Below are 20,954 nucleotides of genomic sequence, written 5' to 3'. Positions count from 1 at the left end.
CCCTCGGGGCCTTTTTTCTTGGGTTCGGAGCAAGCCGCTCAGTCGCGCTCGCCGCCGAAGATGCCCAGCAGGGCCAGCAGGCTCTGGAACACGTTGAACATGTCCAGGTACAGGGCCAGCGTGGCGCTGATGTAGTTGGTCTCGCCGCCGTCCATGATCTGCTTCAGGTCATAGAGCATGTAGGCCGAGAAGATGCCGATGGCCGCCACCGAGATCACCAGCATGCCGGTGCTCGAGCCCACGAAGACGTTGATGACGGCGCCGAGCATCAGCACCAGGGCGCCGACGAACAGGAACTTGCCCATGCCCGACAGGTCGCGCTTGATGACCGTGGCCAGCGAGGCCATCACGAAGAACACGCCGGCGGTGCCGCCGAAGGCCGTCATGATCAGCTCGGGGCCGTTCTTGAAGCCCAGCACCATCGCGAGCAGGCGCGACAGCATCAGGCCCATGAAGAAGGTGAAGCCCAGCAGCACCGGCACGCCGGCGGCGGAGTTCTTGGTCTTCTCGATCGCGAACATGAAGCCGAAGGCGCCGCCCAGGAAGACGATCAGGCCGAGTCCGCCGGTGAGCGAGCGGGTGATGCCGGTGCTCACGCCGATCCAGGCGCCGAGCACGGTGGGCAGCAGGCTCAGCGCCAGCAGCCAGTAGGTATTGCGCAGCACGCGCTGGCGTTCGGCCTGCGGCAGTGTCTGGCCGTAGCCGGTGGAAGTGTCGAGGGTGGTCACACGGTCGTTCATGGCCGAAGCTCCTGAGGTTGCTGCATGCAATGACACGCAGTTGGGCGCATTCTAGGGGGCTGCAAGAGGGGGCCTTGCAAAGACCGTATGCCCGTTGTTCTTAAGCCCCCGCGGGACGCTACGGCGCCCCGCCGTTATGCTGTCGGGTTTCGACGCAACCTGAGCCTATCCATGAAGACCAAATCCTTCCTCGAACTCGCCGACGTCAAGGCCATCGCCGCTGCAGCGGAAGCCGAGGCCCTGAAGAACAACTGGGCCGTGACCATCGCCATCTCCGACGACGCCGGCAACCTGCTCTGGCTGCAGCGCCTGGACGGCGCCGCCGCGCTGTCCTCGCACATCGCTCCCGCCAAGGCGCACACCGCCGCCATGGGCCGTCGCGAGAGCAAGGTCTATGAAGACATCATCAACGGCGGCCGCACCGCGTTCCTGACGGCGCCCCTGGTGGAAGGCCTGCTCGAAGGCGGCGTGCCGATCGTGAAGGACGGCCACGTCATCGGCGCCGTGGGCGTGAGCGGCGTGAAGTCGAACGAAGATGCGCAGATCGCCAAGGCCGGCATCGCCGCGCTCGGCCTGTAAGCCTTTTCATTCGCCCAAAGCAAAACGCCGACCAGATGGTCGGCGTTTTCTTTTTCGGGGCTTCAGCGTGAAAAAAAGCTTGGCTAGTCGGCGAACCGTTGGCTAGCAAAAAACGACCCTTCGGAGATGAATCTCCTCGAGTCGCCCCACGATGAAACTTGCGCGAGGGGCGGGCTGAACGACCTACTTGGTCAGGATCAGCTTGCCGAGTTTGGTGGCTTGAAGCCGGTAGAGCGAGCCGTTGTGCATGATGCCCACGGTCTTGCTTCCTTTCAGAAGCTCCGTGCTTTCGACCATCGGCGCCGGACGCGCTGCCTGGATCGATGCATGACCGCCACCCGATTGGTCGAGCGAAGGGTGGTTCAGGACAGAAAAGGCATTCGGGGTGGCTGGCATCTGGAGTTCCCTTTATGGAAGCGATGAGTGAATGATAATGATTCTCAATATAAAGTCAATCGTCGCGATCAACTTTTTTTCGATTCGTCATTCCCCGTTCAGATCACTTCGTGTCGGGCTCGGTGATGAAGCCGATCTTGCGCACGCCGGCCTCACGCGCCTCGGCCATGGCCTTGGCCACGCGCTCGTAGCGCACGGCCTTGTCGCCGCGGATGTGCAGCTCGGGCTGCGGCTCCTTGGCCGCTTCAGCGGCCAGGCGGTTCGGTAACTCGCTGTCGTCGATCTTCTGTTCGTTCCAGTAGTAGGCGCCGTCGGCCGTGACGCTGAACAGGATGTTCTGCGGCTTGGGCTGCTCAGGTTCGCTGCTGGCGCGGGGCAGGTCGATGTTGACCGCATGCTTCATGACCGGCACGGTGATGATGAAGATGATCAGGAGCACCAGCATGACGTCGACCAGCGGCGTCATGTTGATCTCGTTCATCACCTCATCGGGTTCGTCTTGCGTTCCGAAAGCCATGATGCTGCTCAGCCCTTCTTGAGCGGAACCACGACGGCTTCGCCGCTGCCGCTTTGCACGCGGGCGCCGGTCACGAAGTAGGCGTGCAGGTCGTGGGCGAAGCTGTTGAGCTTGGTCAGCACGAACTTGTTGCCGCGCACCAGGGCGTTGTAGCCCAGCACGGCGGGGATGGCGACCGCCAGGCCCAGGGCCGTCATGATCAGCGCTTCGCCGATCGGGCCGGCCACCTTGTCGATGGTCGCCTGGCCGGCCGAGCCGATGCTCATCAGCGCGTGGTAGATGCCCCAGACGGTGCCGAACAGGCCGATGAAGGGTGCCGTCGAACCCACCGAAGCGAGGATGGCCAGGCCGGTCTGCAGGCGCGCCGTGAAGGCGTCGATGCCGTTGCGCAGGGCGCGCGTGATCCAGTCGCTCACGTCGAGCGCGTCATGCAGGTGCGCCTTCGTGTTGCGGTGGTGGGCGGCGGCTTCGCGGCCTTCGAGTGCCAGGGCGCGGAAGGGGTTGCTGTCGTCGGTGCCCAGTTTGTTCAGGGCAGTGGCGAAGTCTTCGCTGTGCCAGAAGTCCTGCGAGTGCTTGGCCAGGCGCTTGTATTTGATGACGTCGAGCGCCTTCACGATGATCACGATCCACGATGCGAGGGACATGCCGATCAACAGAACCGCGACAGCCTTGGTGACGAAGTCGCCCTGATTCCAGACGTTCATCAAGCCAAATTGGGAATCCATACGAAGTTGCTCCAGAGAAAAATTAGTTCAGGACGTAGTTGACGGGGGCGTCGTAAGACATGGCCTGCACCACGCCGTTGACCTTGCCGGGCACGAACCGGCATTTCATGATGTATTCGACGGCGGCCTCGTCGAGGCGGTCGAAGCCGCTGGACTTCTTGACCTCGGCACTCTTGGGCAGGCCGTCGGCGCCCACGAGCACGCGCACGATCACCTTGCCCTGCTCGCCGAGCCGCTTGCTCATGGCGGGATAGACCGCCTTCGGGTTCTGCAGGTAGTCGGCATTGCTCGACGGCAACTGCACGGCGGGCGGCGCCGGGGGCGACGGCGGCGGTGCGGGAGGGGCCGGCGGCGCGGGCGGTGCCGGTGGCGCAGGCGGGGGCGGCGGCTCGGTGGTACCCGAGGTCGCGTTCGGCGCGGGCGTCGGCTTGGGTTCGCGGATGGCCTGCGGGCGCGGCGGCGGCGGCGCCTTGCTCACCTTGGGTTGCGGCGGCGGAGGCGGCGGGGGCGGCGGATCGGCCTTGGGTTTCGGCGGTTCGACGAACTGGCTCAGGATCTCGACGGGAATCACCACTTCGGCGGCCCGGCGCAGCAGGCCGCTTTGCAGCGCCCACAGCGCGGCGCCGTGAAACAGGATCACGCCGCCGGCAATGACGACAGTGCGCGACAGGCCAAGAAAGGAGGGAGGGGGGGCAAAGCGGTCAGACACGATCAACCATTCGAATGCGGGCACTACAAATCGTGCCCCGATTGCAGCAAAACCGCTACAGAGACGCTACTTGCGAAAAATCCACCAGACAGAGCCGGCGACGAGGATCAGGCTGCCGCCGAGAGCCGAGACGAGTTCCATGCTTTGCTTTCCTTGATGGAGTTGGCAAGCTGGATCGCTCTCGGCGCCGATTCGCAGTTCAGGGCGGCGACCGGGTGAGAGACACTGCACTGCGCCACGATGTCGCGGGCACAACCTTCACACTGGCCACACTGGGTGGCCACGCCGAGCTCGAACTGGACTTCGTCGAAAGTCATGCCCGCGCGCACGTGACGTGCGATTTCACGGTCAGAGACTCGGCGGCAGACGCAAACGATCATGGCGGTGAAAGCGGCAGTTGGCTGGCTGTTGGATGTGACTCATTATAAATAAGAATCCATCGCATTTGCAATCACTATGACTGACATGCCACCGGACTTTGCAAGCCGGTGTTACACCTCGGCCCAGAGCCGCAAGAGGTTGTGATAGTGGCCGGTGAGCGCCACGGTTTCCTCGCATTCGCCCAGGCGGGCGCGCAGTTTCTGGATGGTCTGGTCGAGTTCGAACAGCATGCCGCGCTGGGCGTCGCTGCGCACCATGCTCTGCAGCCAGAAGAACGAGCACACCCGCGCCCCGCGCGTGACCGGGTGCACGCGGTGCAGGCTGCTCGCCGGGTAAAGGATCAGGTCGCCGGCCGGCAGCTTGACCTCGTGCGAGCCGTAGGTGTCGATCACTTCCAGCTCGCCGCCGTCGTAATCCTCTGGATCGCTCAGGAAGAGGGTGCACGACAGGTCGGTGCGCAGCTGCTGGCTGCTGCCTGGCACGGCGCGCACCGAGCCGTCGACATGCACGCCGTAGTGCTCGCCACCCTCGTAACGGTTGAACAGCGGCGGCACGAAACGCGCGGGCAGCGCCGCCGAGAAGAACAGCGCGTGGCGCGAGAGCGCCGCCAGGATGGTCGCGCCGAGTTCGCGCGAGACCGGCGAAGACTCCGGCAACTGGCGGTTGCGCTTCACCTGCGCGCCTTGGTCTCCCACGGTTTCGCGGCCGTCGACCCATTGGGTGGCGTCGAGTGCGACGCGCATCTCGCGCACCTGGTCCGGGCTCAGCACGTCGGGCACATGCAGCATCATTTCGGCGAACTCCACAAGAAAAAAGCCCCGGCGCAGGCCGGGGCTCGAGTGTCGCACCGTGCCTGCCGCAAGGGCCGGCACGGAGGCGACGCGGTCGTCGGGATCAGAACGCGAAGTTCGCGGTGATCTTGGCCGAGCGAGGGATGCCCGGCGTGTAGCGGTAGCCGCTCTTGTTGATGGCGGCCGCGTACTGCTTGTCGAACACATTGGCGATGTTCAGCTGGATGTCGACGTTCTTGTTGATGCGGTACGACGCCATGGCATCGAACACCCAGTAGGAGTCGATGTACGCCGGCGTGCCCACCGCGCCGTCGGTGCCGCGGTGCAGCTTGCCGTTGTAGCGCGCGCCGCCGCCGACCGTCAGGCCGAACGGGAACTGGTAGGTGGTCCAGGCCGTGAAGGAGTTCTTCGGCGTGTAGGTCAGCACGTTGGTGCCGTCGGCGGTGACGTTGGGGCCGCTTTGCACCTTGGTGTCCATCGTCGTGAAGCCGGCGCTCATGCCCCAGCGTTCCGTGATGGTGCCCGCCACGCCCAGCTCGATGCCCTGCACGCGCTTCTTGCCGCTCTGGTAGTACAGCGCGGTGTTGGTCGGGTCCTGCACGACTTCGTTGGTCACGTCGGTGCGATAGACCGCGCCGGTCAGAGACAGCTTGTCGTCCAGCACATCCCACTTCGTGCCCACTTCGAAGGTCTTGGCCTTTTGCGGCAGGAAGTCGGTGCGCGCCGCGCTGTTGCCCGTGCCGGCGGCCGACAGCGAGAAGTTCGCGCCGCCCGGGGGCTGGGCCGAGGTGCCGTAGGCCGCGTAGATGCTGCCGTTCTTCGCGGGCTTGTAGACCACGCCGATCTTGCCGGTGAACAGGTTGTCGGAGAGCTTGAGCGACGAGGGCACCAGCGTGCCGACCGGCAGGCCGGGGTTGGTCGTTGCGGTCGACAGCGTCGCGCTCTGGAACGAGGTGCTGTAGTGATCGAAGCGCAGGCCGCCGGTGATCTGCCATTGCTCGTTGAGCTTGATGGTGTCGAAGGCGTACAGGCCGACCGTGTTGGTCACGCCCTTGCTGTCGGCGCCGCTGAGCATGCGGTTGTAGCCGTTCACGTACGGGTTCGGCGCGTACAGGTTGGCCACGGGCCATGCGCCGTTCTGCACGACCTTGCCGTTGAACGTGGCGCCGGGGCTGAAGTAGCCCAGGCTCGACTGCTCTTCACGGATCAGCTCGACGCCCGCGCTGAGCGAGTGGCTCAGGCTGCCGGTGTTGAACTTGGCGGTCACGTTCGTCTGGTTGACGAAGATCGTGTTTTCCTGGTTCTTGTTGGTCGGCAGGTTGCGCGTGGTCGTCCAGGTGGACGGCAGGCCCGGGATCGGCGTGTCGAGAAACGCGGTGTTGCTCGAAGGCGGCGCCTTGCCGTTGGCGCCCAGGCCGCCGAGCATGAACGCCGTCAGCATGTAGTCCTGCTTCGTCTTGCCGTAGCGGGTCGTGTTGCGCAGCGTGACGTCGGGCGTGAAGTCGTGCTCCACGCGCGCTGTGAACATGTCGGCCGTCACCTTGTTGAAGTCGTAGGCGGTGCCGTAGAAGTTCTTCGGATCGACCGGTGCTGCGTAGTTCAGGAAGCTGCGGCGACGTGCGCCGAGAGCGACCGGATCGGGGTTCGAGTAGCTGGGCAGACCGATGGTCGGCACGCCGCCATCGGGCACGTTGTCCTGGTCGACGTGCAGGTAGTCGAAGTAGAAGCGCGTGGGCGAATTCAGGCCGAGCGCGATCGACGGTGCAATGGCCGTGCGCTTGTTCTTGACGAAGTCGCGGCCGGGCACGCCCGAGTCTTCCATCGCCGCATTCAGGCGGAAGGCGGCGCCGATGCCGTTGGCGCTGCTGAGTGACTTGTTCCAGTCGATGCTGCCGCGCTTGTAGTCGGCGCTGCCGAAACCGAGCGAGCCCAGGAAGCTGTCTTCGAGCTTCGGCTTCTTGGTGACGAGGTTGATGTAGCCGGTGGGCGAGGTGCGGCCCACGTCGGTGCCCGACGGGCCCTTCACGACTTCGACCTGCTCGATGTTGAACATGTCGCGCGAGACCGAGCCCAGGTCGCGGATGCCGTCCACGAAGATGCTGCTGGAGCTGTCGAAGCCGCGCATGAAGACGGCGTCGCCGGTGTTCGTGTTGCCGTTCTCGCCCAGGAAGAAGGTGCCGACGCCGGCGGTGTTGCGCAGCGCTTCGGTGAGCGTGGTCGCACCTTGTTCGCGAATGATCTGTTCCTTGATCACCTGGATGGTCTGCGGCGTGTTCACCAGCGGGGCCGTGAACTTCGGGTTGGCCGAGGTGTCGGTCTTGTAGTCGGCGGCGCTCGAATCCTGCACGCGGACTTCAGGCAGGGCCCGCCCGGTCTGGGCAAAGGCGGCGGGGGCTGCGATGGCCAGCAGCGTGGCTGCGGCGGCACCCGAAAGGTGAGGAACGGCGCGTGCGACGGCGTGTTTGCGGCTCTTGATATAGGCCATGTTGTTTTCTCCAGAAAGGGCGGGCGGGCAGAGCTCGACTGGCTGGGTCCGGGCGGCGCACTCTCGGGGAGAAAAAGGGCGGCAAGACTGGCTGGGTGAGCTGATTTGCGAAGGGTTTTTGCAAATCGATGCAAATGATATTGCTTCTCAATACCAAGGTGCTCAACTGGCCGCTTTTAACCAGAAAGTTTCGCCTGCTCCGTTGCCGGCGCGCAACTGACGAGGCCGCGCGGGCCGTTCAGTAGACGTCGCGGCGGTAGCGCCCGCTGGCCGATAGTTCGGCCCAGAGGTCGTCGCCGGCGATCTGCCGCAGCGCTGCGTCGACGCCCGATGCCATGCCCTGCAGGCTGCCGCAGACATAGACGGCGGCGCCATCGCGCAGCCAGGCTTGCAGCGTGTCGGCCACCTGCAGCAGGCGGTGCTGCACGTAGAAGCGCTCGGCCTGGTCGCGCGAGAACACCATGTCGAGCCGCGCGAGCGTGCCGTCGGCCTGCCAGGCTTCGATTTCCTGGCGGCAGAGGAAGTCGTGGGCGGACTGGCGCTCGCCGAACACCAGCCAGTTGTCCTTGCGGCCGGCCGCGGCGCGCGCGCGCAGGTGGGCGCGCAGGCCGGCCAGTCCGGTGCCGTTGCCGATCAGGATCAGCGGACGGTTCTCGTTGCCCTCCAGCCGGAAGCCGCGGTGCGGCCGCAGGCGCAGCGCCACGGAGTCGCCGACAGAAAGCGTCGAGGTGAGCAGGCCCGACGCGGCGCCCATCGAGCCGTCGGGATGCTGTTCCTGCCGCACGAGCAGCTGCAGTTCGCCGTCGGCGGGCAGGGCGGCGATCGAGTAGTCGCGCGGCCGCGCCGGGTCGCTTGCGATGGCGACCTGCACCAGGTCGCCCGATGCCCAGTGCGGCAGGGCGCCGGCTTGCGGCGTGAGTCCGAGATGGAAGACAGGTCCGCCCGTGCTGCCGGCGTTGAGCAGTTCGCGCCGCGTGAGCCGCCAGGGCGCGAAGCTTGCCGGGGCGTCGTCGCCGCCCTCCGGCGTGTCGCCCCAGCGGGCGTGCCAATCGGCGAGCGCGGCGGGGTCGCTGTTGTCGACCTCGATGGGTTCGAAGTCGCGCACGGCGCCGGCCGTGTGGAGCCACGCATCGAGCGCGCGGCCGAAGCCGCAGAAGTGGGCGTACTGGCGGTCGCCGAGCGCCAGCACGGCGTAGCGCAGCGACGGCAGCGCCAGCGGCGCGCCCATCACGCGCTCGGCGAACACGCTGGCGCCGTCGGGCGCATCGCCTTCGCCGTAGGTGCTGGCCACGAAGAGGGCGCGGCGGGCCGAGGCCAGCGTGGCGCTGTCGAGGGCGTTGAGGGCCATCACGCGCACGGCGGTGCCCGCCGCGCGCAGCCGCCGCGCGGTCTGCCACGCGATGGTTTCCGCCTGGCCGGTCTGGCTGGCGAACAGCACGAGGGTGGGCGACGTTTGCTCGCAGTCACCGGCTGACAGCGCCGCGGCTTCGCGGGCGGCCGTGGCGTGCAGCCGCCGCTGGCGTGCGTAGATGCCCAGGCACAGCGCGGCATAGGCCGCGACCGTCGCGCTGGCGCCCAGCGCACGCCACAGGGTCTCGGTCATGCGCCCGCCTGCGCCTGCCACGCGGGCGTGGCGCGCTCGGAGAGCGACCCGTCGTCGGCGCGGGCGATGAACAGGGCCGCGATGTGGCGCTGCTGTGCGAAGGCCAGGCCCTCGACGGGGCCGAGCACGGTCAGCACGGTGGCGAGCGCATCCGCCTGCATGCACTGCGGGTGCAGCACCGTGACGCTGGCCAGCGCATGCGCCACGGGCTCGCCGTCGCGCGGATCGATCGTGTGCGACCAGCTGCGGCCGTCGATGGCGCGTCGGTGCCAGCGGTCGCCAGAGGTGGCCACGGCCATGTCGGCCAGGGCGATGCGTTGCGGCGTCGGCATCTCGGTGTCGACCTGCACCTGCCACGGCGCGCCGCCGGGTCGTCGGCCGATGCCGCGCAGCTCGCCACCGATCTCGAACAGCAGGTCGGTGAGGCCGAGCGCACGCAGCGCGTCGACGCCATGGTCCACCGCGAAGCCCTTGGCGATGCCGGACAGGTCGAGCTGCACGCCGCCGGGTTGCAGCAGCGTGTGGTCGGTCGCATCGAAGGTCAGCCGTTGCCAGCCGACGTTCGAGTGGATCGCGGCCAGCGCGTCGGGCGAGGGCAGGGCGTTGTCCTGCGACGCTGCGGGGCCGAAGCCCCAGCGCGCCACCAGCGCACCGACCGTCGGATCGATCGCGCCGCCGCTGGCCTGCGCCCACGCGAGGGCGCACTGCATCACCTGTGCGAACTCCGTCGGCAGTGCATGGCGCGAGCCGGCGGGCGCGGTGTTGAAGCGGCTGATGAGGGAGTCGGGCTCCCAATGGCTCATCTGCGCGATCACGCGCGCGAGCGCGGCCTCGACCGCCTCGCGCACCTGTGCGAGCGGCAGCATCCGCGGGTTGTCGAAGCGCAGTGACCAGGTCGTGCCCATCGTCTGCCCGCCGAGCTGCTGGAGGCTGGCGGGATCGGCGAGGCGGGGAACGGCCGCGTTGGCGTAGCCGCCCGAGCGCCAGGTGCTGAAGGAAAGGCCCAAGGAAAAACGCAGGGTCAGGGCATCACTTCCAGGGTGGCCGCGTAGCTCAGGCGGCGTTCCTTGGCTTGGGGCACCGTGGTCTTGCTGTCCTTGGTGCTGGCGTCGAGCCAGTACATGCCGGCGGCCGGCCAGGTCACGCTGAACTGGCCCTTGTCGTCGGTCTTGAGCTTGAGCTCGTCAAGCTTGTCGCGGTACTGGGTGTTGCCGGCGGTCACGGTCACTTCGAGGTCCTTGGCGGGCTTGCCGTCCAGGTGCAGCGTGAAGGTGGCCTTTTCGCCCTTGGCGAGGTCGGTCGGGCTGCCGGCGGCGATCAGCTCCAGGCCCTGGCCGATGGGCTTGAGCGCCGAGGGCTTGCCGACGGTCACGAAGGTCTCGATGCGGCCGGCCGATTGGGTGATGGTCACATCCTGCGCGTCGGCCGGGATTTCCTTGGCGATGGTTTCGGCCGTGCCGCGGGCGCGCTTGTTCTGGCCCGTGGCCTTGTCCTTCCAGGCGGCGAACGCGCCGTTGTTGACCACCGCGATGCGGTAGGTGCCCGGCTGCGCGACGTTCACGTCGAACACGTTGCGCAGCTTGAGCTTGGCTTCGGATTCCGGTTTGACCGTGCTGCCGTCGGGCGCGGTGATCTGCAGGCCGTCCAGGCGCAGCGGCGCGTGGTTGGCAACGAACAGGTCGTTCGACACGGCGGCGTCGACGCTCACGGTGTCGGCCTTCGACAGCACGGTGGTCGAGGGCAGCAGCCAGGCGTTGTGCGCCTGGGTCACGGAAGCAACGGCGGACAGGGCGAGGGCGAGGCCGGCGGCGCGCAGGGTGAAGCGGGTCATGGTGGTCCTTGGAATGAGAGAGGGGGCGGATCGGTCGGAAGTCAGGGCTTGAGTTCGAGCTTGATTTCGCCGAGCTCTTCCTTGCCGGCTGCGACCGGTTGCGCGGCGGCGGTGGGCGGCCACTGGAACGGGATGGTCACGACCTCGCGGCCGCCGACTTCGCGGGCGGCTTCCACCACCAGCTTGTAGGCGCCGGGGGCGAGCTTGGGCATCGCGCCCGTGCCTTCGGTGAAGCTCAACTGGTGCTTGCCGGCGGGCTTGGAGGCGCCGGTCACGCCATCGACCGGCACTGCCAGTTCACGGCCGCCGCGGCGCCACCACTGGCGCATGTCCTTGAGCCACTTGGTGCCTTCGCCTTCGGGGTTGTTGGTCTTGGTGCGCACGTCGTACCAGACGGCCAGCGTGCCGGCCATCGTGCTGTCGGCGCGCTCGATCCAGGTCGCCACGTAGGGGCGGTGGTACTCCGACACGTTGAGCCGGGGAATCTCGATGTTGACCGACAGGCCGGCGGCAAGGGCCGGGGCCGCGAACAGCGCCGACATGGCGATCGGTGCGAGCGAGTAACGAAGGTGCACGGGAAAACCTCTTTCTTCCTGAATCAGCAAAGACGACGCACGGGCCGATCCGTCGATCGGATCGGTCAGTGAATGAACAGCAACGCGAGCAGCACCGGCACCACCAGCCCCATGCCCACCATGGGCCAGGTGAAGGGGCGGTTGCCCGCATGCATCTTGAGAATGAACAGCCCGGTGACCGAGAAGACCAGCGTGGCGGCCGCGAAGATGTCGATGAACCAGCTCCAGGCCGTGCCGGTGTTGCGGCCCTTGTGCAGGTCGTTGAAGTAGGAGAGCCAGCCGCGGTCGGTGCGCTCGTATTCGACCTCGCCCTCGGGCAGGCTCAGGCGCAGCCAGGCGTCGCCGCCGGGGCGGGGGAGCGAGAGGTAGATTTCGTCGTCGGACCACTCGGCCTCGCGGCCGGCGGTGTCGATGTCCCATTGCTTGCGCAGCCAGGCTTGCAGTTCGGTGGGAAGCGGGGCCTTGCCCTGCTGGGCCTTGGCGGCCGGCAGCTGCTGTTCGAGGCGGGCGCGCAGCGCGTCGTCGACCGTGCCGTTGTGCGTGGTGACGACCGGCTTGGCCTCGATCTGGCCCGCGTGGTTGAGCGTGAAGCCCGTGACGCTGAACAGGATCATCCCGACGAGACAGATGGCGGAACTGACCCAATGCCACTCGTGGAGGGTCTTGAGCCAATAGGCGCGGCGGCGGTTGTCGGAACGGGCGGGGGCAGTCATCGAAAGCGCGAATTGTAGTCGCGCGAATGAGAATGACTGCTATTCAGTGGCTATGAAGTTAAGTAAAGAGCAATAAAAAACGGGGCCGAGGCCCCGTTTGTTTGCAATGCCGTGGCGGCGTTGCGTTGTGCTTACTCGAGCTCGCCCACTTGCAACTGCAGGTAGTTCTGCAGGCCGACGCGGTCGATCAGGTCGATCTGCGTCTCGAGGAAGTCGATGTGCTCCTCGGTGTCGTCCAGGATCTCTTGCAGCAGGTCGCGCGAGACATAGTCGCGCACCGATTCGCAATGCGCGATGCCGTCCTTGATGGTCGCCTGCGCGCCGGTTTCGGCGCCGAGGTCGCAACGCAGCAGCTCGGGCACGTCTTCGCCGATGTTCAACTTGCCCAGGTCCTGCAGGTTGGGCAGGCCGTCGAGCATGAAGATGCGGTCCATGAGCTTGTCGGCGTGCTTCATCTCGCCGATGGATTCCTCGTATTCCTTCTTTGCCAGCTTGTCCAGGCCCCAGTGCTTGAGCATGCGGTAGTGGAGGAAGTACTGGTTGATCGCAGTCAGCTCGTTCTTGAGCTGCGCCTGCAGGTGTTCGATGACTTTGGGGTCGCCCTTCATGATTATTTTCCTTGTTCTGAAAGCGGTGATTGTCGGAGGGGCGAACACACGCTTGCAAGCAAACCCATGCTGCGCCGGTCTGCATGCGTGTGATGGTGATACACGTTCGTATTGACCTGGCGCAAGGCGACGCGCGAGGTGATGGCAAACATAGCGGGTTCCAATACTTTCAATAGTTGATATCTATCAAAAATGATATATTGGTAGTTATACTCATGGCTCACGCTTATTTTTCCAACCGCAGCATCCAAGGAATCACATGTCCCTGATCAACACCGCAGTCCAACCCTTCAAGACCCAGGCTTACCTCAACGGCAAGTTCATCGATGTGTCCGACGAGACGCTCAAGGGCAAGTGGTCTGTGCTGATCTTCATGCCGGCGGCCTTCACCTTCAACTGCCCGACCGAAGTCGAAGACGCGGCCGACCACTACCCCGAGTTCCAGAAGCTGGGTGCCGAGGTCTACATCGTGACCACCGACACGCACTTCTCGCACAAGGTCTGGCACGACACGTCGCCGGCCGTCGGCAAGGCCAAGTTCCCCCTGGTGGGCGACCCGACCCACACGCTGACCAACGCGTTCGGCGTGCACATCCCCGAAGAAGGCCTGGCACTGCGTGGCACCTTCGTGATCAACCCCGACGGCATCATCAAGACCGCCGAAGTGCACTCCAACGAAATCGCCCGCGACGTGAAGGAAACCCTGCGCAAGCTGAAGGCAGCGGTCTACACCGCCGAGCACCCGAACGAAGTCTGCCCGGCCAAGTGGAATGACGGCGACAAGACCATCGCTCCGTCGTTCGACCTCGTCGGCAAGATCTAAGCGCCCCGCGCAAAGCCCGGGCGCTCACGAGGCCCCGGGCTTTTTTGTCCCCAGTTGATAGTTTCCAGTTATCGAAAGAGAGTCCGCCATGCTTGACGCCAGCACCAAAGCCCAATTGAAGAGTTACCTCGAACGCGCCACGCAGCCGATCGAGATCGTTGCCTCGCTCGACGACAGCAAGGCTTCGGGCGAAATGCTGTCGCTGCTGAAGGACGTTGCCGAAGTCTCGCCGCTGGTCACGCTGACCGAAAGCCGCGACGACAGCCACCGCAAGCCCTCGTTCTCGGTCAACCGCCCGAGCGAAAACCACGGCCCGCGCTTTGCCGGCCTGCCGATGGGCCATGAATTCACGTCGCTGATCCTTGCGCTGCTGCAGATCGGCGGCTACCCACCTAAGGTCGAGCAGGCTGTGCTCGACCAGATCAAGGCGCTCGACGGCGATTTCGAGTTCGAGATCTACGTCTCGCTCACCTGCCACAACTGCCCCGACGTGGTCCAGGCGCTGAACCTGATGGCCATCCAGAACCCGCGCATCCGCACCACGATGATCGAGGGCGGCACCTTCCAGGACGAAGTGAAGGAACGCCAGATCATGGCCGTGCCGACCGTGTTCCTGAACGGCACCGAGTTCGGCCAGGGTCGCATGAGCCTGGAAGAAATCCTCGCCAAGATCGACACCAGCGGCGTCGAGCGCGAAGCCGCGAAGATCGCCGCCAAGGACGCCTTCGACGTGCTGATCGTCGGCGGTGGCCCCGCCGGTGCCGCTGCCGCGGTGTACGCCGCACGCAAGGGCATCCGCACGGGCGTTGCCTCGGAACGTTTCGGCGGCCAGGTGCTCGACACGCTGGGCATCGAGAACTTCATCTCGATCAAGGAAACCGAAGGACCGAAGTTCGCCCACGCCCTCGAAGAGCACGTGCGCGACTATGACGTCGACATCATGAACCTGCAGCGCGCCAAGGCCCTGGTGCCGGGCAAGGACCTCATCGAGGTGCAGCTCGAAAGCGGCGCGTCGCTCAAGAGCAAGACCGTCATCATCTCGACCGGTGCCCGCTGGCGCAACATCAACGTGCCCGGCGAGCACGAGTTCAAGAACAAGGGCGTGGCCTACTGCCCGCACTGCGACGGTCCGCTGTTCAAGGGCAAGCGCGTGGCGGTGATCGGCGGCGGCAACTCGGGCGTCGAAGCGGCCATCGACCTGGCCGGCATCGTCGGCCACGTGACGCTGATCGAGTTCGACACGCAACTGCGCGCCGACGCCGTGCTGCAGCGCAAGCTCAAGAGCCTGAAGAACGTCGACATCTTCACCAACGCGCAGACCACCGAGATCACCGGCGACCAGAAGGTCAACGGGCTGGTCTACAAGGACCGCGTATCGGGCGAGCTGAAGAAGGTCGAGCTCGAAGGCGTGTTCATCCAGATCGGCCTGGTGCCCAACACCGACTGGCTCAAGGGCACGGTCGAGCTGACGAAGCACGGCGAGATCGTTGTCGATGCGCGCGGCCAGACCTCGGTGCCCGGCGTGTTCGCGGCGGGTGACGTCACCACGGTGCCGTTCAAGCAGATCATCATCGCGGCCGGCGACGGCGCGAAGGCGGCGCTCGGTGCGTTCGACCACCTGATCCGCACGACGGCGCCGGCCTGAGTTCAGGGGCTTTGAAATAAAAAGGGGTGCTATCGAACAGATAGCACCCCTTTTTTTGTCGTGCGAGCAGGTGGGGCGGGTCAGTAGACCAGCCGCTCCGGCCGCAACTCCTGCAGGATCGTCGTCGCGATTTCCTCGATCGACTTGGTGGTCGTCGAGAGCCAGCGAATGCCGGCGCGCCGCATCATGGCCTCGGCCTCGCTGATTTCGTGGCGGCAGTTCTCGAGGCTGGCGTAGCGCGAGTTGGGCCGGCGTTCGTTGCGGATCTCGCTCAGCCGCTCGGGCTGGATCGTCAGGCCGAAGATCTTCTTGCGGTGCGGGCTCAGCGCCGGCGGGAGCTGGCGGCGGTCGAAATCTTCGGGAATCAGCGGGTAATTGGCCGCCTTCAGGCCGTGCTGCATCGCCAGGTAGAGCGAAGTGGGCGTCTTGCCGCTGCGGCTCACGCCGACCAGGATCACGTCGGCGCCTTCCAGGTCGCGGTGGCTCTGGCCGTCGTCGTGCTGCAGGCTGAAGTCGATGGCCGCGATGCGGTCGTTGTAGGCCTTGCTTTTGCTGACGTCGCTGAAGCGGCCGATGCGGTGGTTCGACTTCATGGCCAGCTCGATCTCGAGCGGCCGCACGAAGGTGCCGAACATGTCCAGCAGCATGCCCTTGCAGCCGGTTTCGATCACGCCCAGCACGTCCATGTTGGCCAGCGTGGTGAAGACGATGGGCCGGACGCCCTCGACTTCGGCCGTGTGGTTGATCTGCCGCACCGCCTGGTGCGCCTTGTCGACCGTGTCGGTGAACGGCAGCCGCACGTGGCGCGGCTTCATCTCGAACTGGGCCAGAACGGCATTGCCGAAGGTTTCGGCGGTGATGCCGGTGCCGTCGGAGACGAAGAAAACGGTGCGTGTATGCATGGTGTTGCTTTTGCGACGGAGTCCTGCGGCGCGCGCGACCTGCCACGCCTACAATCCGGGCCATTATCGGGAATCCGCTTTCCCCACCCCCTCGAATTCTTTCCATGCACACCGCGACCGCACCCAAAGCAACGACAACGATCGTGCTGCGCCGTCTGCATGCAGCGCCGGTTTCAACTTCTGGAGCTTCCCCATGTCTGCACTTTTCGAGGCGACCGCACTGGTCGTGCCATTTGAAAACCTGAGGATGACCGACGTCGAGTCGGTTGGCGGCAAGAACGCCAGCCTCGGCGAAATGATCTCGCAGCTGCCACAGGGCGTGCGCGTGCCGACCGGTTTTGCGACCACGGCCCACGCGTTCCGCCAGTTCCTGGCGCACGACGGCCTGGCCGACAAGATCAGCAAGCGCCTGGCCGCGCTGGACACCGAAGACGTGCGCGCCCTGGCCGCGGCCGGCGCTGAAATCCGCGCCATGGTCGAGGCCCAGCCGTTCCCGGCCGACCTGCAAAAAGCCATCGGCGAGGCCTTTGCCACGCTGAGCGCCGGCAACCCGTCCGCCTCGTTCGCCGTGCGCTCGTCGGCCACCGCCGAAGACCTGCCGGACGCCTCGTTCGCCGGCCAGCAGGAAACCTTCCTGAACGTGGTCGGCATCGACGACGTGCTGCACAAGATGAAGGAGGTGTTCGCCTCCCTGTACAACGACCGCGCCATCAGCTACCGCGTGCACAAGGGCTTCGAGCACGACGTGGTCGCGCTGTCGGCCGGCGTGCAGCGGATGGTGCGCTCCGACCTCGGCGCCGCCGGCGTGATGTTCACCATCGACACCGAGTCGGGCTTCGACCAGGTCGTGTTCATCACCTCGAGCTACGGCCTGGGCGAGACGGTGGTGCAGGGCTCGGTGAACCCCGACGAGTTCTACGTCCACAAGCCGACCCTCAAGGCCGGCAAGAAGGCCGTCATCCGCCGCAACCTCGGCTCCAAGCTGATCCAGATGGAGTTCGCCACTCCCGAAGAGAAGAAGGCGAGCGGCAAGCTGGTGAAGACCACCGACGTCAAGGCCGAGCAGCGCAACCGCTACTCGCTGAGCGACGCCGACGTGGAGCAACTGGCCCGCTACGCGCTGGTCATCGAAGAGCACTACGGCCGCCCGATGGACATCGAGTGGGGCAAGGACGGCACCGACGGCCACCTCTACATCCTGCAGGCGCGTCCCGAGACCGTGAAGAGCCAGCAGCAGGGCAAAGCCGAGCAGCGCTACAAGCTGCTGGGCAAGGGTGCCGTGCTGGCCGAAGGCCGTGCCATCGGCCAGAAGATCGGCACCGGTGCCGTGCGCATCGTGCACAACATCAGCGAGATGGACCAGGTGCAGGCCGGCGACGTGCTCGTCACCGACATGACCGACCCCAACTGGGAGCCGGTGATGAAGCGCGCCGCCGCCATCGTCACCAACCGCGGCGGTCGCACCTGCCACGCGGCCATCATCGCGCGCGAACTCGGCATTCCGGCCGTGGTCGGCTGCGGCGACGCCACCGACCTGCTCAAGGACGGCACGCTCGTCACCGTGAGCTGCGCCGAGGGCGACACCGGCTTCATCTACGACGGCCTGCTCGAGACCGAAGTGACCGAAGTGCAGCGCGGCGTGATGCCCGAGATCGATCTGAAGATCATGATGAACGTGGGCAACCCCCAGCTCGCCTTCGACTTCGCGCAGCTGCCGAACCACGGCGTGGGCCTGGCCCGCCTCGAGTTCATCATCAACAACAACATCGGCGTGCACCCGAAGGCGATCCTCGACTACCCGAATGTCGACAACGACCTGAAGAAGGCCGTCGAGTCGGTGGCCCGTGGCCACGCCTCGCCGCGCGCGTTCTACGTCGACAAGGTGACCGAAGGCGTCGCGACCATCGCCGCCGCGTTCTGGCCCAAGCCCGTCATCGTGCGCCTCTCGGACTTCAAGTCGAACGAGTACCGCAAGCTGATCGGCGGTAGCCGCTACGAGCCGGAAGAAGAAAACCCGATGCTGGGTTTCCGCGGCGCGGCGCGCTACCTGAGCGCCGACTTCGGCGAAGCCTTTGCCATGGAGTGCGAGGCGCTCAAGCGCGTGCGCAACGACATGGGCCTGACCAACGTGCAGATCATGGTGCCCTTCGTGCGCACCCTGGGCCAGGCCGAGCGCGTGACCACGCTGCTGGGCGAGCATGGCCTCAAGCGCGGTGAAAACGCGCTCAAGCTGATCATGATGTGCGAAGTGCCGAGCAATGCCGTGTTGCCGGAAGAGTTCCTGAAGTTCTTCGACGGTTTCTCGATCGGTTCGAACGACCTGACCCAGCTCACGCTGGGCCTGGACCGCGACTCCGGCCTCGAGCTGCTGGCGGCTGACTTCGACGAACGCGACCCGGCCATCAAGGCGTTGCTGAGCCGCGTCATCAAGGCCTGCAAGGCCGAAGGCAAGTACGTCGGCATCTGCGGCCAGGGCCCCAGCGACCACCCGGACTTCGCGCTGTGGCTGGCGGAGCAGGGCATCGAGTCGATCTCGCTGAACCCGGACAGCGTGATCGACACCTGGCAGCAGCTGGCCCAAAGAGGCTGAGCCTGCACGCGGCGGGCATGCCCCGCCGCGTGGTGCAGCGCGACGGATGGCGGAAATCCCCATGGGGGATTCCCCCCGTGCCTGCCCGTGCAAATGAAACAAAGTGCGTTTCCGGTGTCAGACTCGTGACATTCGCAGGCGGCGCAATCCGGCTGCCTGCCTGAGGTGATGCGGGCCCGTCAGGGCCCGTGTCAGCACTTCGCCGGAGACCCCCATGATTCTTGTCAAGACGGAAGCCGGACAGCAGGTCCTCAAGGACCGTTCGGTGCCGTTGACGCCGCGCCAGCGCTCGGCCTTCATTCAGTTCGACGGCAAGCGCTCGATCGACGACGTGCTGGCCTCAGGGCTGGGCATCGGGCGCGAGGAGGTCGAGCAGATGGTCGCGCTGGGCCTGCTGGCGCCTCTGGCCGGCCAGCCGCCAGCCGCGGCGCCCGCAGTTTCGGCGGCCCCGGCGCCGGCTGCACCTTCCGGCCGCAGCCGGCAGCAGCGCTACAAGGACGCGTACCCGATCGCCACCCAGCTGACCGGCGGCCTAGGCCTCATGGGCTTCCGGCTCAACCTCCAGGTCGAAGGCACGACCAGCTACGAAGACCTCCTGGCACTGGCGCCCAAGATCCGCGCCGCCGTTGGCGCGGAGAAGGCCGCCGCCCTCGACAAGGCCCTCAACGACTGAGGTGCCTTGTCGGATCGCGCAACACAGGGCTATAATCGCCGGCTTTGCCTTGCCATACCGCGCCCGACGCTGCGGGTGGCTTTTCCTCTTCCACGGAAGAATCCACAAGGAGTGCCATGCGTCACTACGAAATCATCTTGCTCATCCACCCGGATCAGAGCGAACAAGTTCCGGCCATGCTGGAGCGTTACAAGGGCCTGATCACGGCCGGCGGCGGCAAGGTCCACCGCGTTGAAGACTGGGGCCGTCGTCAGCTGGCTTACCAGATCAACAAGCTCAACAAGGCCCACTACCTGTGCGTCAACATCGAAGCTGAACAAGCCGTGATGGGTGAACTGGAACACGCGTTCAAGTTCAACGATGCCGTGCTGCGTCACCTGACCGTTCAGAAGAAGAAGGCCGACACCGGTCCTTCGTCGATGATGAAGACGGTCGAGCGCGAAGAGGCCCGCAAGGCCCAGCAGGCCGAATACGCCGCCAACAACAACTGATGGCGTGACGGCTGCCGCTGCGGCGACCGGGGTCAACCAGCTTCTGCTGACCGCCTCTGTCGCCGAACTCGGAACCCTGCGATACACGCCAGCCGGCCTGCCCGCCCTCGATCTGAAGCTCGACCATGAGTCGACGCTCCAGGAGGCGGGAAAGCCCCGGCAGGTGAAGACGGCCCTCAAGGCCGTTGCGTTCGGCGCCATCGCCGAGCGGCTCGCAGCGCAGTCGATGGGAAGTCTCTGGCGATTCCAGGGGTTTCTCGCGACACCGGGCAACGGCAAGCATCCGGTCCTGCACATCCAGGATTTTCAGCAAGATTAATTTTCGACAAGAGGTCCCCCAATGGCCACGTTCAAGAAATTCAACAAAGACAAGCGCCCGAAGCGCAACACCCAGTCGCTGCTGTTCAAGCGCAAGCGCTTCTGCCGTTTCACCGTCGCTGGCGTCGAAGAAATCGACTACAAGGACATCGACACGCTGCGTGACTTCATCAGCGAAAACGGCAAGATCATCCCCGCACGCCTGACCGGCACGCGCGCGATCTACCAGCGTCAGCTGAACACCGCCATCAAGCGCGCGCGCTTCCTGGCCATGGTGCCGTACAGCGACCAGCACCGCGTCTAAGAAGGAGCACACACCATGCAAATCATTCTTCTGGACAAGGTTCTGAACGTCGGCGGCCTGGGCGACATCGTCAAGGTCAAGGACGGCTACGCACGCAACTTCCTGATCCCCTCGGGCCGCGCCCGTCGCGCCACCGCTGCCAACAAGGCCGAATTCGAAGCCAAGCGCGTCGAACTCGAAAAGGCTGCGGCCGCCAAGCTGGCCGAATCGCAAGCCCAGGGCGAGAAGCTCGCCGGCTCGACCGTCAAGCTGACCCAAAAGGCTGGCGTGGACGGCCGTCTGTTCGGTTCGGTCACCAACGGCGACATCGCCGAAGAGCTGAACAAGCAAGGCTACAAGGTTGCCAAGTCGCAAGTGCGTCTGCCCAACGGCCCGATCAAGGTTGTTGGCGACAACACCGTGAGCGTCTCGCTGCACACCGACGTGGTCGTCGAGATCACCGTCACGGTCTACGGCGAAACCGCCTGATCGTTCGCAGCGCCCGGTGCGCTGACGCAAGAAAGCCGCCTTCGGGCGGCTTTTTCTTTTCTGCGCGCGAGTTGTCCACCTCGCCGC

The 20,954-nt window shown here is 65.6% G+C and carries 25 protein-coding genes; 10 read left to right on the top strand and 15 right to left on the bottom strand.

From position 1 onward, the window contains the following. Window positions 1-38 precede the first annotated feature (38 nt). Complete coding sequence (locus VHAB30_RS15215) at window positions 39-740, bottom strand: Bax inhibitor-1/YccA family protein (protein ID WP_062479032.1); 702 nt, start codon at window positions 738-740, stop codon at window positions 39-41. Between the two features lie 171 nt (window positions 741-911). Between VHAB30_RS15215 and VHAB30_RS15210 the strand changes: the two genes are divergently transcribed. Then, a complete protein-coding gene (locus tag VHAB30_RS15210) occupies window positions 912-1,319 on the top strand; it encodes a GlcG/HbpS family heme-binding protein (protein WP_056583078.1) in 408 nt (135 codons plus the stop codon). A 183-nt stretch (window positions 1,320-1,502) separates the two neighbouring features. On the opposite strand, the gene hemP is transcribed toward VHAB30_RS15210, so the two are convergent. From hemP to VHAB30_RS15175, 7 genes are all read right to left on the bottom strand, one after another. Further along, a complete protein-coding gene (gene hemP / locus VHAB30_RS15205) occupies window positions 1,503-1,715 on the bottom strand; it encodes a hemin uptake protein HemP (protein WP_062479029.1) in 213 nt (70 codons plus the stop codon). 103 nt (window positions 1,716-1,818) lie between these two features. Then, a complete protein-coding gene (locus VHAB30_RS15200; protein WP_062479026.1) occupies window positions 1,819-2,232 on the bottom strand; it encodes an ExbD/TolR family protein in 414 nt (137 codons plus the stop codon). Between the two features lie 8 nt (window positions 2,233-2,240). Further along, a complete protein-coding gene (locus VHAB30_RS15195; protein ID WP_062479023.1) occupies window positions 2,241-2,957 on the bottom strand; it encodes a MotA/TolQ/ExbB proton channel family protein in 717 nt (238 codons plus the stop codon). Between the two features lie 22 nt (window positions 2,958-2,979). Next, the gene (locus VHAB30_RS15190; RefSeq protein WP_070059744.1) at window positions 2,980-3,669 is read right to left on the bottom strand and encodes an energy transducer TonB; all 690 of its coding nucleotides are present in this window, start codon (window positions 3,667-3,669) and stop codon (window positions 2,980-2,982) included. Between the two features lie 104 nt (window positions 3,670-3,773). After that, window positions 3,774-4,046: a (2Fe-2S)-binding protein gene (locus VHAB30_RS15185; RefSeq protein ID WP_062473051.1), complete on the bottom strand. Its 273-nt coding sequence runs from the start codon at window positions 4,044-4,046 to the stop codon at window positions 3,774-3,776. Window positions 4,047-4,157: 111 nt separating this feature from the next. Beyond that, window positions 4,158-4,838, bottom strand: a complete 681-nt coding sequence (locus VHAB30_RS15180; RefSeq protein WP_159277555.1) for a Fe2+-dependent dioxygenase — start codon at window positions 4,836-4,838, stop codon at window positions 4,158-4,160. A gap of 103 nt (window positions 4,839-4,941) precedes the next feature. After that, window positions 4,942-7,323 carry a catecholate siderophore receptor Fiu gene (locus VHAB30_RS15175; RefSeq protein WP_159277554.1) on the bottom strand — a complete coding sequence of 794 codons (2,382 nt, stop codon included), beginning with the start codon at window positions 7,321-7,323 and terminating at the stop codon, window positions 4,942-4,944. Here VHAB30_RS15175 and VHAB30_RS15170 point away from each other — a divergent pair. Then, window positions 7,322-7,543, top strand: coding sequence for a hypothetical protein (locus VHAB30_RS15170; protein WP_139140281.1), 222 nt, complete (start codon window positions 7,322-7,324; stop codon window positions 7,541-7,543). The genes VHAB30_RS15175 and VHAB30_RS15170 overlap by 2 nt on opposite strands. 18 nt (window positions 7,544-7,561) lie before the next feature. Here VHAB30_RS15170 and VHAB30_RS15165 read toward each other — a convergent pair whose 3' ends face one another. From VHAB30_RS15165 to bfr, 6 genes are all read right to left on the bottom strand, one after another. After that, entirely contained in the window at window positions 7,562-8,926 is a 1,365-nt protein-coding gene (locus VHAB30_RS15165) for a sulfite reductase subunit alpha (protein ID WP_159277553.1), read from the bottom strand. Beyond that, window positions 8,923-9,933: an FAD:protein FMN transferase gene (locus VHAB30_RS15160; RefSeq protein WP_159277552.1), complete on the bottom strand. Its 1,011-nt coding sequence runs from the start codon at window positions 9,931-9,933 to the stop codon at window positions 8,923-8,925. Before VHAB30_RS15160 ends, VHAB30_RS15165 begins: the two co-directional genes overlap by 4 nt. A gap of 14 nt (window positions 9,934-9,947) precedes the next feature. Beyond that, window positions 9,948-10,757 (bottom strand): DUF4198 domain-containing protein, encoded by an 810-nt coding sequence (locus VHAB30_RS15155; protein ID WP_095950795.1) that lies wholly within the window; start codon window positions 10,755-10,757, stop codon window positions 9,948-9,950. A 41-nt stretch (window positions 10,758-10,798) separates the two neighbouring features. Then, window positions 10,799-11,299 carry a DUF2271 domain-containing protein gene (locus VHAB30_RS15150; RefSeq protein ID WP_174250258.1) on the bottom strand — a complete coding sequence of 167 codons (501 nt, stop codon included), beginning with the start codon at window positions 11,297-11,299 and terminating at the stop codon, window positions 10,799-10,801. A 98-nt stretch (window positions 11,300-11,397) separates the two neighbouring features. Next, on the bottom strand, window positions 11,398-12,045 hold the full coding sequence (locus tag VHAB30_RS15145) for a PepSY-associated TM helix domain-containing protein (protein ID WP_095950793.1): 648 nt from the start codon (window positions 12,043-12,045) through the stop codon (window positions 11,398-11,400). A 131-nt stretch (window positions 12,046-12,176) separates the two neighbouring features. Continuing rightward, window positions 12,177-12,653, bottom strand: a complete 477-nt coding sequence (gene bfr, locus VHAB30_RS15140; RefSeq protein ID WP_062473038.1) for a bacterioferritin — start codon at window positions 12,651-12,653, stop codon at window positions 12,177-12,179. A 259-nt stretch (window positions 12,654-12,912) separates the two neighbouring features. On the opposite strand from bfr, the gene ahpC reads away from it, so the two are divergent. Together ahpC and ahpF are read left to right on the top strand one after the other, a co-directional pair. After that, window positions 12,913-13,476, top strand: coding sequence for an alkyl hydroperoxide reductase subunit C (gene ahpC, locus VHAB30_RS15135; RefSeq protein WP_062473036.1), 564 nt, complete (start codon window positions 12,913-12,915; stop codon window positions 13,474-13,476). 88 nt (window positions 13,477-13,564) lie between these two features. Beyond that, window positions 13,565-15,121 carry an alkyl hydroperoxide reductase subunit F gene (gene ahpF, locus VHAB30_RS15130; RefSeq protein ID WP_159277550.1) on the top strand — a complete coding sequence of 519 codons (1,557 nt, stop codon included), beginning with the start codon at window positions 13,565-13,567 and terminating at the stop codon, window positions 15,119-15,121. Between the two features lie 80 nt (window positions 15,122-15,201). On the opposite strand, the gene ppsR is transcribed toward ahpF, so the two are convergent. Beyond that, window positions 15,202-16,023, bottom strand: a complete 822-nt coding sequence (gene ppsR, locus VHAB30_RS15125) for a posphoenolpyruvate synthetase regulatory kinase/phosphorylase PpsR (RefSeq protein ID WP_062473023.1) — start codon at window positions 16,021-16,023, stop codon at window positions 15,202-15,204. Between the two features lie 193 nt (window positions 16,024-16,216). On the opposite strand from ppsR, the gene ppsA reads away from it, so the two are divergent. From ppsA to rplI, 6 genes are all read left to right on the top strand, one after another. Beyond that, a complete protein-coding gene (ppsA, locus tag VHAB30_RS15120; RefSeq protein ID WP_159277549.1) occupies window positions 16,217-18,613 on the top strand; it encodes a phosphoenolpyruvate synthase in 2,397 nt (798 codons plus the stop codon). 214 nt (window positions 18,614-18,827) lie between these two features. Continuing rightward, window positions 18,828-19,286: a hypothetical protein gene (locus tag VHAB30_RS15115; RefSeq protein WP_159277548.1), complete on the top strand. Its 459-nt coding sequence runs from the start codon at window positions 18,828-18,830 to the stop codon at window positions 19,284-19,286. Between the two features lie 116 nt (window positions 19,287-19,402). After that, window positions 19,403-19,777, top strand: a complete 375-nt coding sequence (rpsF, locus tag VHAB30_RS15110; RefSeq protein ID WP_062473016.1) for a 30S ribosomal protein S6 — start codon at window positions 19,403-19,405, stop codon at window positions 19,775-19,777. Window positions 19,778-19,781: 4 nt separating this feature from the next. Next, window positions 19,782-20,096, top strand: a complete 315-nt coding sequence (gene priB / locus VHAB30_RS15105; protein WP_062473014.1) for a primosomal replication protein N — start codon at window positions 19,782-19,784, stop codon at window positions 20,094-20,096. 21 nt (window positions 20,097-20,117) lie between these two features. Continuing rightward, entirely contained in the window at window positions 20,118-20,399 is a 282-nt protein-coding gene (rpsR, locus tag VHAB30_RS15100; RefSeq protein WP_007830781.1) for a 30S ribosomal protein S18, read from the top strand. A gap of 15 nt (window positions 20,400-20,414) precedes the next feature. Next, window positions 20,415-20,867 carry a 50S ribosomal protein L9 gene (rplI, locus tag VHAB30_RS15095; protein ID WP_056583114.1) on the top strand — a complete coding sequence of 151 codons (453 nt, stop codon included), beginning with the start codon at window positions 20,415-20,417 and terminating at the stop codon, window positions 20,865-20,867. Window positions 20,868-20,954 lie beyond the last annotated feature (87 nt).

The sequence above is a fragment of the Variovorax boronicumulans genome, from assembly GCF_009811375.1.
In the GTDB taxonomy this organism is placed as follows: domain Bacteria; phylum Pseudomonadota; class Gammaproteobacteria; order Burkholderiales; family Burkholderiaceae_C; genus Variovorax; species Variovorax boronicumulans.
This window is presented reverse-complemented; position numbering and strand designations above follow the sequence as displayed.

Excerpts from the sequence above, each read along its gene's own strand:
- VHAB30_RS15215 (WP_062479032.1), bottom strand. The coding sequence starts at position 740 with ATGAACGACCGTGTGACCACCCTCGACACTTCCACCGGCTACGGCCAG.
- VHAB30_RS15210 (WP_056583078.1), top strand. The coding sequence starts at position 912 with ATGAAGACCAAATCCTTCCTCGAACTCGCCGACGTCAAGGCCATCGCC.
- hemP (WP_062479029.1), bottom strand. The coding sequence starts at position 1,715 with ATGCCAGCCACCCCGAATGCCTTTTCTGTCCTGAACCACCCTTCGCTC.
- VHAB30_RS15200 (WP_062479026.1), bottom strand. The coding sequence starts at position 2,232 with ATGGCTTTCGGAACGCAAGACGAACCCGATGAGGTGATGAACGAGATC.
- VHAB30_RS15195 (WP_062479023.1), bottom strand. The coding sequence starts at position 2,957 with ATGGATTCCCAATTTGGCTTGATGAACGTCTGGAATCAGGGCGACTTC.
- VHAB30_RS15185 (WP_062473051.1), bottom strand. The coding sequence starts at position 4,046 with ATGATCGTTTGCGTCTGCCGCCGAGTCTCTGACCGTGAAATCGCACGT.
- VHAB30_RS15180 (WP_159277555.1), bottom strand. The coding sequence starts at position 4,838 with ATGATGCTGCATGTGCCCGACGTGCTGAGCCCGGACCAGGTGCGCGAG.
- VHAB30_RS15170 (WP_139140281.1), top strand. The coding sequence starts at position 7,322 with ATGTTGTTTTCTCCAGAAAGGGCGGGCGGGCAGAGCTCGACTGGCTGG.
- VHAB30_RS15175 (WP_159277554.1), bottom strand. The coding sequence starts at position 7,323 with ATGGCCTATATCAAGAGCCGCAAACACGCCGTCGCACGCGCCGTTCCT.
- VHAB30_RS15165 (WP_159277553.1), bottom strand. The coding sequence starts at position 8,926 with ATGACCGAGACCCTGTGGCGTGCGCTGGGCGCCAGCGCGACGGTCGCG.
- VHAB30_RS15155 (WP_095950795.1), bottom strand. The coding sequence starts at position 10,757 with ATGACCCGCTTCACCCTGCGCGCCGCCGGCCTCGCCCTCGCCCTGTCC.
- VHAB30_RS15150 (WP_174250258.1), bottom strand. The coding sequence starts at position 11,299 with ATGTCGGCGCTGTTCGCGGCCCCGGCCCTTGCCGCCGGCCTGTCGGTC.
- VHAB30_RS15145 (WP_095950793.1), bottom strand. The coding sequence starts at position 12,045 with ATGACTGCCCCCGCCCGTTCCGACAACCGCCGCCGCGCCTATTGGCTC.
- bfr (WP_062473038.1), bottom strand. The coding sequence starts at position 12,653 with ATGAAGGGCGACCCCAAAGTCATCGAACACCTGCAGGCGCAGCTCAAG.
- ahpC (WP_062473036.1), top strand. The coding sequence starts at position 12,913 with ATGTCCCTGATCAACACCGCAGTCCAACCCTTCAAGACCCAGGCTTAC.
- ahpF (WP_159277550.1), top strand. The coding sequence starts at position 13,565 with ATGCTTGACGCCAGCACCAAAGCCCAATTGAAGAGTTACCTCGAACGC.
- ppsR (WP_062473023.1), bottom strand. The coding sequence starts at position 16,023 with ATGCATACACGCACCGTTTTCTTCGTCTCCGACGGCACCGGCATCACC.
- ppsA (WP_159277549.1), top strand. The coding sequence starts at position 16,217 with ATGTCTGCACTTTTCGAGGCGACCGCACTGGTCGTGCCATTTGAAAAC.
- VHAB30_RS15115 (WP_159277548.1), top strand. The coding sequence starts at position 18,828 with ATGATTCTTGTCAAGACGGAAGCCGGACAGCAGGTCCTCAAGGACCGT.
- rpsF (WP_062473016.1), top strand. The coding sequence starts at position 19,403 with ATGCGTCACTACGAAATCATCTTGCTCATCCACCCGGATCAGAGCGAA.
- rpsR (WP_007830781.1), top strand. The coding sequence starts at position 20,118 with ATGGCCACGTTCAAGAAATTCAACAAAGACAAGCGCCCGAAGCGCAAC.
- rplI (WP_056583114.1), top strand. The coding sequence starts at position 20,415 with ATGCAAATCATTCTTCTGGACAAGGTTCTGAACGTCGGCGGCCTGGGC.